General features: G+C 57.3%; 7 protein-coding genes and 1 pseudogene. 4 read left to right on the top strand and 4 right to left on the bottom strand.

Translation table 11 applies throughout. The features are described 5' to 3' along the window. Positions 1-425, top strand: a pseudogene (locus F4V54_RS02795) (transposase); the annotation flags it as partial. Between the two features lie 199 nt (positions 426-624). Here F4V54_RS02795 and F4V54_RS02790 read toward each other — a convergent pair. Further along, positions 625-1,818 carry an acetate kinase gene (locus F4V54_RS02790; RefSeq protein WP_150386163.1) on the bottom strand — a complete coding sequence of 398 codons (1,194 nt, stop codon included), beginning with the start codon at positions 1,816-1,818 and terminating at the stop codon, positions 625-627. A gap of 2 nt (positions 1,819-1,820) precedes the next feature. After that, positions 1,821-3,176: a phosphate acetyltransferase gene (pta, locus tag F4V54_RS02785; RefSeq protein ID WP_150386162.1), complete on the bottom strand. Its 1,356-nt coding sequence runs from the start codon at positions 3,174-3,176 to the stop codon at positions 1,821-1,823. 231 nt (positions 3,177-3,407) lie between these two features. Here pta and F4V54_RS02780 point away from each other — a divergent pair, with 231 nt between their 5' ends. After that, positions 3,408-4,805 carry an FAD-dependent oxidoreductase gene (locus F4V54_RS02780; protein ID WP_102723549.1) on the top strand — a complete coding sequence of 466 codons (1,398 nt, stop codon included), beginning with the start codon at positions 3,408-3,410 and terminating at the stop codon, positions 4,803-4,805. A gap of 210 nt (positions 4,806-5,015) precedes the next feature. On the opposite strand, the gene F4V54_RS02775 is transcribed toward F4V54_RS02780, so the two are convergent. Then, the gene (locus tag F4V54_RS02775; protein ID WP_034662077.1) at positions 5,016-6,296 is read right to left on the bottom strand and encodes a hypothetical protein; all 1,281 of its coding nucleotides are present in this window, start codon (positions 6,294-6,296) and stop codon (positions 5,016-5,018) included. A gap of 520 nt (positions 6,297-6,816) precedes the next feature. On the opposite strand from F4V54_RS02775, the gene F4V54_RS02770 reads away from it, so the two are divergent. After that, on the top strand, positions 6,817-8,313 hold the full coding sequence (locus tag F4V54_RS02770; RefSeq protein WP_150386161.1) for a hypothetical protein: 1,497 nt from the start codon (positions 6,817-6,819) through the stop codon (positions 8,311-8,313). A 125-nt stretch (positions 8,314-8,438) separates the two neighbouring features. Here F4V54_RS02770 and F4V54_RS02765 read toward each other — a convergent pair whose 3' ends face one another. Further along, positions 8,439-9,728 (bottom strand): adenylosuccinate synthase, encoded by a 1,290-nt coding sequence (locus F4V54_RS02765; RefSeq protein WP_150386160.1) that lies wholly within the window; start codon positions 9,726-9,728, stop codon positions 8,439-8,441. A gap of 207 nt (positions 9,729-9,935) precedes the next feature. Here F4V54_RS02765 and F4V54_RS02760 point away from each other — a divergent pair, with 207 nt between their 5' ends. Next, positions 9,936-10,724 (top strand): hypothetical protein, encoded by a 789-nt coding sequence (locus F4V54_RS02760; protein ID WP_150386159.1) that lies wholly within the window; start codon positions 9,936-9,938, stop codon positions 10,722-10,724. The last annotated feature ends 13 nt before the right edge of the window (positions 10,725-10,737 follow it).

Below are 10,737 nucleotides of genomic sequence, written 5' to 3'. Positions count from 1 at the left end.
CGGAAGCGGCAACTTCACACGAGGCCAACACCGATGACATGGCAGCTCAGCAAGGCATACCTCCCACCGATACCCCTACGTTAACGATGCCTACGACACATTCAACAAACTATTGGGGCATCCCAGAGCAACTCTGCATGAGCAAAGATGGCGTTGTACGCGTGTGCGGCTTCGGTCTCTACATTGGTCTGAGGTTTAAAAACCGCAGACTCTACTCCACGGTCACAGCCGATAACACTGCGGAGTTCTACACGGCCCATGACGGTGAATTCCTCTTCAGCGTGCCCCTGCCGATCACGTTGAGCCACAGGCCACCAGGTGGTCAGGTCAACATCAACCTCGTCGAAGGAATGAAACACCGCCGACCACCCCAGATGAACCCGAAACTATCCAAGCCCCGGCCGAAACGCAGGCTACAACCATAAGCCGCTAGAAATGTCCAAGAACACCATGGATTCCGTGTCCAAAAAGACACCGGACTCCATGTCCAAAAACCCTATGGACATAACAGTTCTAGGCCGCCTTACGGCGACCTAGAAGGAACAAAGGGACGAGGTAGCAGGAGAAGGGAAGAAAGAGGAGAAGTAAGGCCCCCTAGTTGTAGTTGCCGAAAGGCAACTACAACTAGCCCGCGATTGCTGCGGACTTCTGGGCGATGGCGAGCTCCTCATTCGTCGGCACAACCAGCACCTTGGTGGTGGAGTCGTCGGCGGAAATGATCCGGGCTCCAGAGCCTTCCTCATTCTTGGCCGGGTCCAGCTTGATGCCAAAGCCTTCGAGGTTGGCCAGGGCATCCGCGCGGACCTGTGCGGCATTCTCGCCGACACCGGCGGTGAAGGTGATCGCGTCCACACGCCCCAGACCAATCATGTAGGCGCCGATGTAGCGGCGCAGACGGTGGACGTAGACGTCATAGGCCAGCTTGGCCTTCTTGTCACCATCAGCGATGCGGGCGTTGATCTCACGGAAGTCATTCACACCAGCTAGGCCCTTGAGGCCCGAGCGGCGGTTGAGCAGGTCATCGATGTCATCGATGCTCATGCCAGCGGTGCGGTAGAGGTGGAAGATCACACCCGGATCAATATCACCGGAACGAGTTCCCATGACCAAGCCCTCAAGAGGAGTCAGGCCCATCGAAGTGTCCACCGGCTTGCCACCACGAACGGCGGAGATGGAAGCACCGTTACCAATGTGGAGAACAATCTGGTTGGTCTCCTCCTGCGACTGGCCAATGAGCTCCGGAACCTGGGAGGACACGAACTCGTGGGACGTGCCGTGGAAACCGTAGCGGCGGATCTGGTGCTCCCGCGCCAAATCATCATCAATCGCGTAGTGTGCGGCACCATCCGGCAGATCACCGAAGAAGCCGGTATCAAACACAGCTACGTGCGGGATGTCCGGCAGCAGTGCGCGGGCCACATCAATGCCGTCGATGTTCGCCGGGTTATGCAGCGGGGCAAGCGGAATGAGTTCGCGGATTTGGTCCACCACCGAGTCGTCGATAAGCACGGGCTCACCGAATGTCTGGCCGCCGTGCACAACACGGTGCCCCACAGCGATGATGTGCATCTGCGTCGGGCCTACGCCGTTGGCGTCCAACATGGCGATAGCTAGCTGCAGACCACCGCGGTGGTCACGGATCGGCATTGTGGAGCCGACCTCACGGCCCTCAATCTTGATGCGGATGTTGCCCTTCGGCTCACCAATCTGCTCCACAAGGCCAGACACGAACGGCGTGTCCGAAGCAGAAGCTTGCGGGTCAACGATCTGGAATTTGATCGAGGAGGAACCGGAGTTCAGAACGAGGACGTAAGACATTTTTATGCTCCTTGTGCCTGGATAGCAGTGATAGCCACCGTGTTAACAATGTCGGGGACCGTCGCGCCACGCGACAGATCATTGACGGGTTTGTTCAGCCCCTGCAGGATCGGGCCAACAGCCAACGCATCGGCCGTACGCTGGGCGATCTTGTAGCCAGCATTGCCGGCCTCTAGGTCAGGGAAAATGAACACATTCGCCTCACCCGCCACCGGGGAATCCGGCGCCTTCTTCTTACCCACACCCGGGTCACACGCCGCATCAAACTGCAGCGGACCATCGACAGCGAGCTCTGGGTCCAGCTCATGCGCCTTGGCCGTGGCTTCCACAGAACGGTCCACATCCGGGCCAGTGCCAGACGTACCGGTGGAATAAGACAGGATGGCCACCTTCGGGTCGATGCCGAACTGAGCAGCGGTCTTGGCGGAGACCACGGCGATCTCACCGATCTGATCCGCAGTCGGATTCGGGTTCACCGCGCAGTCACCGAAAGCCCACAGGCGATCCCGCATGACCATAAGGAAGATAGAGGACACAACAGATGCGTCCGGAACCGTTTTGATGATCTGGAAGGACGGCTTAATCGTGTGCGCCGTCGTGTTCGCCGCACCGGACACCATGCCATCGGCCAAGCCCTTGTGCACCATCATGGTGGCAAAGTAGGAGATGTCCTTCATCGTCTCCCGCGCCTCATCCAGAGTGATGCCCTTGGACTTACGCAGCTCCGCGAAATCATCGGCGAATTCCTCCAGCCGCTCAGAATTCAGGTGATCGATGATGTGGGCCTTGGACAGGTTCAGGCCCAGGCTGTCGGCGCGACGCTGAATGTCCTCAGCAACGCCCAGGATGGTGATGTCCGCAACATTCTTCGCCAGCAGCTGATCCGCGGCCTGCAGAATGCGGTCATCCTCGCCCTCCGGCAACACGATGTGCTTGCGGTCGGCCTTCGCGCGGGTGAGCAGCCAGTGCTCAAAAACAGCAGCCGACATGACCGGCTCAGTTTCAATCTCCAGCGCCTTGAGCACCGCTGCCTTATCCACGTCCGCGACCACGTCCGCGATCGTCGCCCCCAGCTGCTCAATGCGAGCCTGCGCACGCTCGGCCGCCACAGGACAGCCCGCCACAACAAGGAGAGGAAGACCAAGTGCGGACGCCACGTCAGCGTCAAAGTTGTAGTCTCCGGAACCCCGCACCAAGGTATCGCCCGCCACCAAGTCCGCCGCAACAATCGCCGCGACATCCGCCTCTTGCTCTGAAAGCTGGACGAGGTTCAGGTTGGTCTCCGCGGCGAGTCCCGCAACATCGATGCCGTCAAAACTACGGCCGACCGTGGTGATCAGGACAGACCTGTTAGCCATGCGTTTCCTTTCCATAACCAAGCACATTGCTTATCGACGCTTATCAACGTTCCCTAGTCTAACTATGTCTCCACCAACACGTTGCCGGTTTACTGTGGGCTTTTTCACTTCCCCCACCCAAATGGGAGCCGCATCCCCCAGCCAAACGCACTGCTAGGCCTATTTGTCATGCCCGCTATCATGTCGGATAGAGATTTTGATATTGAGCAATTCAAGGATGTAGCGAAACCAATGACCACCGAGTCCCCTGATTCCCTCCGCGTCGCCGTCGTCGGTTCCGGCCCAGCCGGTATCTACGCCTCTGACCTTTTGGTGAAGTCAGACCTGGCCAAAAACGGCACCCCGGTACGCGTGGACCTTTTCGAGCGTATGCCGGCCCCCTTCGGCCTCATCCGCTACGGCGTGGCACCGGATCACCCGCGCATCAAGGGCATTATTAAATCCCTCCATAACGTGATGGATAAACCGGAGATCCGCTTGCTGGGCAACGTCGATGTGGGCAAGGACATCACCGTTGCAGAGCTGCAGGAATACTACGACGCAGTTATCTTTGCCACCGGTGCGGTCGCCGACCGTGACTTGAATGTGCCCGGCGCGGACCTAGACGGCCATTACGGTGCCGGCGAATTTGTCGGCTTCTACGACGGCAACCCCGATTTCGAGCGCGACTGGGACCTCACTGCCGAAAAGATCGCGATCGTCGGCGTAGGCAACGTCGCCCTCGACATCGCCCGCGTGCTGGCCAAAACCGCGGACGAGCTCAAGGTCACGGAGATCCCCGACAACGTATACGAGAATCTGAATTCGTCCGCCGCGAAGGAAATCCACATCTTCGGCCGTCGCGGCCCCGCCCAGGCGAAGTTCACACCGCTGGAACTCAAAGAACTCGACCACTCCGACACCATCGAAGTCATCGTGGACCCGGAGGACATTGATTATGACGAGGCGTCGGAGCAGGCTCGTCGTGAAGCAAAGAGCGTCGACCTCGTCTGCCAGACCCTCGAAAACTACGCGATGCGCGACCCGAAAGGCGCCCCACACAAGCTCTTCATCCACTTCTTCGAGTCCCCCGTGGAGATTCTTGGCGACGAAAACGGCAAAGTCACCGGATTTGTCACCGAACGCACCGAACTCGACGGCAAAGGCGGCGTAACTCTCACCGGGAAGACCACAACCTGGGATGTTCAGGCCGTCTACCGCGCCGTCGGCTACCGCTCCGACGCCGTCGAAGGCGTTCCTTTCGACGATCTCCGCGCCGTCATCCCCAACGACGAAGGCCACGTGCTCACCGAATTCGGCGGCGACATCATCCCCGGCCTGTACGCCACCGGCTGGATCAAACGCGGCCCCATCGGGCTGATTGGCAACACCAAGTCCGACGCCAAAGACACCACGACCATGCTTCTCGACGATTTCACCGCCGGCCGTCTCACCCCCACCACCCACCGCAACGACGAAGCCATTCTGGACCTGTTGGCTACCAAGGGCGTCCAGGTAACCACCTGGGACGGCTGGCACAACCTCGACGCAGCCGAGCGCGCCCTCGGCGAAGCAGAAGGCCGCGAACGCAAGAAGATCGTCGAGTGGGAAGACATGGTCAGCGCCTCCCACCCCGAGCAGAACGGCTGACCGAACATGTCAACTGGTTCAGGCGCGTCCTAAGAAGCAGAAACAGTTAAGCCGGAGTCCAGCCCCTCACAACGGGCCGACTCCGGCTTTTAACTACTTAACCCACTGATCTTGACTAGGTCTCTAGGTGCGTGGACAAAGACAACACGCGGTTAACGCTGTTATCTAAAAGCGCTAACCGCGTGCAGCAGAACTTTGTTCAGGCGAACCCTAGAATCCGAACAGACCTCGGACAACACCCCAGAGACGCTGGAAGAATCCTTCGCTGCTGCCGGAGGAACCGCGTTCCTTGCTCTTTTCAGCAGCCTTGTCCTCGCTAGAACGCTTCACCTTTTCATCAGGGTTGAAGACCTCTGAGCTGGAGTCATCCCCCAGAAGCTGGGCTGCAACCGAGCTCGCGTCCTGCTGATTCGTTTCCGGAGCTTCCTCTGGCTCGCCAACAGGTGCCGGCGCTTCCGGTGCCCCTGGAACAGCATCCGGTGAGCCCGCCTCGGGTGCATTGGCGTCAGGCACGTCGTTCCCCGGCATATTCTCTGCCGGAGCTTCTGGCGCCACATCCTTTTGAGCAGGTGCCGAGGACGAGAACGAGGACGAAAAGCTGGAGCCGGAGCTGCTCGGAGCCGTAGCCGCCGGGGAGTCAGCGTCCGGGGTGTAGGAGTAATCGTGGAAGATGATCTCATCACCTTCCGCTTTCTTGTGCTCGCTCTTGTTAGCGCCAGTGGTCCACAAGTTAATGCGGAGCTGCTGCGTGCCGGTGTCCTCTGGTACGCGGTGGGTTGAGGTAACGTCCGAGAGCACCTCACCATCCTTCTTCTTCGTGATCACGCGAAGGTAGTTATGCTCCCACTGAGCAATGGTCTGCAAAGTCTGCTGACCTGCAGGTACGTCGAACTGATCAATGTTGTAGCGCGACGGAAGCTGCGGGGTGTCAGGGTAGTAGGTCACGCCACCGTGTGGGAGTTTGCGGTTAATTTGACCCCAACGGCTGATCTCAATGAAGTCAATCTCAGTCGAACCGGATGCGTTCTTGTGAACCTCATCCAACTTGTTCAGTTCCAGTTCCGCCATGTCATACGGGAAAATACCCAGGACGTTGTGCGGATCCATATTGTCAAAATCACCGGAGTACTCGAACGTATAGGTGCCATACCCAGTGGAATCAATAGCGTTGATTTCCACAGCACCACGAATACCGTCGTTCTGAATCTTCAAATCGCCATTCGGCAGAACCTGTGCACCATTGATCCACTTCGCACGACCATCAGCTGGGTCTTCAGCCTGCGGGCCACCGAAGTTCAGCTTGCCTTCCGTCTGACGGACAGCCCACTTGTGTCCACTCCAGTCGAAGGTCGGGAAATCGTAATTGGTACTGAAACGCTCGCCCGTACGCTGAATATGCGCCGGCATACTCTCCTGCGCCTCAACCGGGGAAACGGACAGTGGTGCAATCATCGCGGCTGTGACAACCAGCGTGATTACTTGCTTCTTCATACTCTCTTCCTTCACACGTCGTACCTGCACACCTGGGAACAATGAAGCGCTGCCCTGCGGCAAACCCCTCAAGTCGAAATATAAATTTCTCTCAGGATGTTAGATCCCTTTAACGGTTTCGTCCACTGAATGAATAAAATGCCTTTTAAAAGGCGATTGTTGCCGGAGAATCGACTTACAGAAAAGGTTCGCCGTACGCTTTGAACTGATCTTCCGCGCGTAGTCTAAGAATCACTTAAGGCGAGCTGGCACTCTATCGCATCACCCCACCTGATGCGCACTATCAATTACCCCTTAGCCGATGAAGCCCGCGACCCCATGGTCAAGTCCCGTATCCTTCTGACGCCTTGCCCCTGCGACGAGCGGAGTTAGCGTCAGGGGCTATTTCGGTTCGCCCATCGACCATCATCGATTGAGCGAGTCAGGCACTCGACCGCGGGAACCCAATCGGAACTGTTGCCATTCTCTCCGAATGACAATGCATCAGCGCTACTTGTTTCGAGTCTAAGATCAGGAGGAAATGTCTAAGTTGCCAGACATTTCCAACGATGAGGCAAGGCAGGTTCCGATGGCGATGAACACCAACTACGAATTACTTGAAAAAGAAGAACACCAAGCCGAGAAGCAATTCTACAATGGAGTCTTCAGCCTCTTGATCGGCGGCACGGTCGTCAGCTTCGTAATTGGTTTGGTTCTACTTGCGCTCTATTTTACGGACCACCAATTAACCCCATTAGCACCAGAACAAATCAGTTCGGGCATACAAATGATGCTGGCGATTTTTGCTGCCATCCTCGCCACGAGTATCGCTACCGCAAACAGGCAATCCCCTATTGAGATCCCCGCCGAAGTCTCTGCTACTGAGGCTCAGTACTTCGCAGAGCGTTTAGTCGCCAACAGGAAACTACGGAATCTTTCACTGTTTCTTGGGATGATGAACGTCGCCATCGGCGAAATATTGTTAATCAACCTCTGCTGGGCGTATTGCTGCGATGAAATAAAGGAGGCATCCGGGCCTGAACTCATACTCGCCATGCTGATGATCATGGTCCTTGGAGTTGCTACCGTCGTTTCCGCTACCGCGGTACACACGCCCGAAGCCCCAAGCCTGATTGAAGCGCGGCAGGCGAATTACCCGAAGAAACGAAGAGCGAAAGTTGACTTCCTTCTAAATGAGCTTGACCAGCAACTAGGCGAGTCGGGAGCTAAAAGGCAGGGGCCACCTACGCGGACGTGCCCGAAAATACTCCGATATCTTTGCAGATGGCGCATTCTCGAGTTCAGTCAACGCCACTGTTTATTGCTTTTGGCGATCTTGTCTGCTGCGTTAACATTCCCGCCTCTAGAAATCTTCAAACAGGTCGACAGCACTAAGAATTGGATTATCTTCGCAGTCCCATTCGTCGCCATCCCCATCCATTTATGCAGTGTGGCCCTCGCCCGCATTGAATGGGAACGTATTTGCACCAGTCTCAACTCCGATCGCAATTGGTTTGCAAAAGAAGCGAAGAAAATCCGGCGCAAACAAAAATGGCCTCTTTCTGCGACGGTAATCACTCTATTGATAGGCCTCATCGTTGGAGGCTGTCTACCTACCGGAACAATAAGGGAAATACTTGGGGTTCTTCTTTTCCTCATTTTCCTTTTCGTTCTTCCTGGATGCCTGTCCGCGTTCGTTTGGTCAATACAATTTCAGACTCAGACTGGCCTTCTAACAGCAGGTGCCTCGGGAGAAATTGAGCGGTTCTTTATCAACAGAATGCATGCTTCGCATGTCGAAACTACCGAGGAACAAGACGAGCGAACACGCGAGACGACCAGCGACCCACAACCGCACAAGCAAGACCGCATCGCTAAAGCACAGGCCACCGCAAGAAAGATCCTGAGTACATCAGAATCAGTCGGAGATGAAGAAGTCAAAGCAGACAAGAAGACGATCTTGGCGAAGTATGAGAAAGACGGTAACTCCGTGAATTTCAGTGCAAATTTTTGGGCTAAGGTCGTTAGTTCAATCTGATTGCTCTGAAGAGACTAACTTCAGGACGCTTCAATGTAGAACCGCTTTGAGCGCTGACGTTAGCTAGCCCCTTTGAAGTAGGCATGCGCTACCGTCAACGCCTGTTCCGGCCAATTTTGGGCAGGTTAGCGCTCCATGACGTCGTGGCGCACGATGGTTTGATCGCGGCCAGGACCAACGCCGATATAGCTGATGGGCGCACCGGAAAGCTCCTCGAGGCGCAGGACGTAGTCCTGGGCCTTCTGTGGCAGGTCTTCGAAGGTGCGGCAACCAGTGATGTCCTCGTCCCAAGCCGGCATCGTTTCGTAGATGGGCTCGGCGTGATGGAATTCGGACTGGGTCAGGGGCATCTCGTCGTGGCGGACACCGTCAACGTCGTAGGCGACGCAGATGGGGATTTCTCCGATGCCGGTGAGCACGTCGAGCTTGGTCAGGAAGTAGTCGGTGAAGCCGTTGACGCGGGTGGCGTAGCGGGCGATCACGGAGTCATACCAGCCACAGCGACGTTTGCGGCCGGTGTTTACGCCCACCTCACCGCCGGTTTCTTGCAGGTAGTCGCCCCATTTATCAAAGAGTTCAGTGGGGAATGGGCCGGCACCCACGCGAGTGGTGTATGCCTTGATGATGCCCAGGGCAGCCGTAATCCGTGTCGGCCCGATACCGGAGCCCCCGCAGGCACCGCCTGCCGTTGGGTTGGAGGAGGTGACAAACGGGTAGGTGCCATGGTCAACGTCCAGCATCGTGGCTTGGCCGCCCTCCATGAGGACGTGCTTGCCTTCGTCGAGAGCTTTATTCAGCTCAAATTCCGCATCAATGACCATGGGCTTAACGCGATCGGCGTAGCCCAAGAAGTAGTCCACAACCTCATCCGGATCGATTGCCTTGCGGTTGTACATCTTCACCAACATTTGGTTTTTCACATCCAAAGCGGATTCGATCTTCTGGCGGAGGATGGATTCGTCGAAAAGATCTTGGACGCGAATACCTACGCGAGCGACTTTGTCTGCATACGTCGGACCAATACCTCGGCCAGTGGTGCCGATCGCACGCTTGCCCAGGAAGCGCTCCTGTACGCGATCAAGCGTCTGGTGATACGGCGACACTAGGTGCGCATTCGAACTGATTCTCAGCCGGCTCGCGTTCGCGCCACGGGCCTCCAGCCCATCAATCTCCTCGAACAGTGCCTCCAGGTTCACAACCACACCGTTGCCCAGCACCGGAGTTGCATTCTCACTGAGAACGCCGGCAGGCAGAAGCTTCAGCTCATACTTCTCACCACCCACAACAACCGTGTGACCAGCGTTGTTACCACCATTCGGCTTCACCACATAGTCCACCCGGCCACCAAGAATGTCCGTGGCTTTACCTTTGCCCTCATCGCCCCACTGGGCTCCGACGATAATGATGGCCGCCATAAAACGCTCCCTAATTCGCGCTGCATGTCACAGCTGTCGTGTGTGCTCCCTGCGGGATCGTGCCCGCAAAAGTCCAGGAACATTGTACCGCTACTCCGTTGGTGGCTTTCCGTTGAGCGTCGGAAACACCTTCTGCTCCAAGAAAGATGCCAACGGACATGGGCCTGAATATCTCAACCACGCCCCTGCCGATGTAGCGTGAGCGCCATGCGGCTTGTTCATTGCGCGTGCGCTACCGGCATCACCATCGACGGCGCCGAAAATCAGGAGCTTCCGGCGATTCCCACGCGAAAAGACCTCCGATTTCTCGACGAGATCGCACGCGAGGTCCTCCCCATCGACCCAACCCCATCGCTGCAAGAGATCGCAGCGTCACCTAAGGTTTCACACCTTGGGGAGCCCACCTTCGCGCCCCAACAGCCCGATGAGCGCCTGCGGATTATGGTCTCCGGCACAGATGCCGCACTCAGCGCGATCCTCACCCGCATGATGCGCGGGGACTACCTGTGGGCCGAGATCGCCTACCTCCCCACCGATCCCACCTCCCCCGCCGCCGTGTTGTGGGGCATCCCCACCAATGCGCAATCACTCGCACTCGACGGCCCGGTCCGCCCCATCCCCTGTATCCGCAATGATGCCGGCATTGTCGTCGCCGGGTCAGCCACACTCACGCACGCGGAAGGCAAACCATTTTTTGGGGAGATCGTCGTTGACAATGACGTCCTCGTCCGCAGCGACGGCCACACCCGCCTCTACGGCGCGCGTCTCGTCCCCACCACCCAGGCACCAGGACTTGCTGCGGCCGCCATCCGCAAACCGCGCTTTCGCAAGCACACGCTTATCGACGCCACCCACACCCCCTCCGGACGCGCCCTCCAATCCGGCGGCCACGCCATCCAGGTCACCGTAGATGACGTCCCCGCTAAGCGCCCCGTTGAACGCGTGACGTTTTACCGGCACCTGCGCGATATCCAAGCGATTCGAGGAGATGGGTGAAGGATTTAACACC

This window comes from Corynebacterium tuscaniense (assembly GCF_008693065.1).
GTDB lineage: Bacteria > Actinomycetota > Actinomycetes > Mycobacteriales > Mycobacteriaceae > Corynebacterium > Corynebacterium tuscaniense.
Note: the sequence above shows the minus strand (reverse complement) of the source record. Positions and strands in the feature narration are given on the sequence as shown.

What these genes read in the sequence shown, in the direction of transcription:
- pta (WP_150386162.1), bottom strand. Translation starts at nt 3,176, where the DNA reads ATGGCTAACAGGTCTGTCCTGATCACCACGGTCGGCCGTAGTTTTGAC.
- F4V54_RS02765 (WP_150386160.1), bottom strand. Translation starts at nt 9,728, where the DNA reads ATGGCGGCCATCATTATCGTCGGAGCCCAGTGGGGCGATGAGGGCAAA.
- F4V54_RS02770 (WP_150386161.1), top strand. Translation starts at nt 6,817, where the DNA reads ATGTCTAAGTTGCCAGACATTTCCAACGATGAGGCAAGGCAGGTTCCG.
- F4V54_RS02780 (WP_102723549.1), top strand. Translation starts at nt 3,408, where the DNA reads ATGACCACCGAGTCCCCTGATTCCCTCCGCGTCGCCGTCGTCGGTTCC.
- F4V54_RS02790 (WP_150386163.1), bottom strand. Translation starts at nt 1,818, where the DNA reads ATGTCTTACGTCCTCGTTCTGAACTCCGGTTCCTCCTCGATCAAATTC.
- F4V54_RS02760 (WP_150386159.1), top strand. Translation starts at nt 9,936, where the DNA reads ATGCGGCTTGTTCATTGCGCGTGCGCTACCGGCATCACCATCGACGGC.
- F4V54_RS02775 (WP_034662077.1), bottom strand. Translation starts at nt 6,296, where the DNA reads ATGAAGAAGCAAGTAATCACGCTGGTTGTCACAGCCGCGATGATTGCA.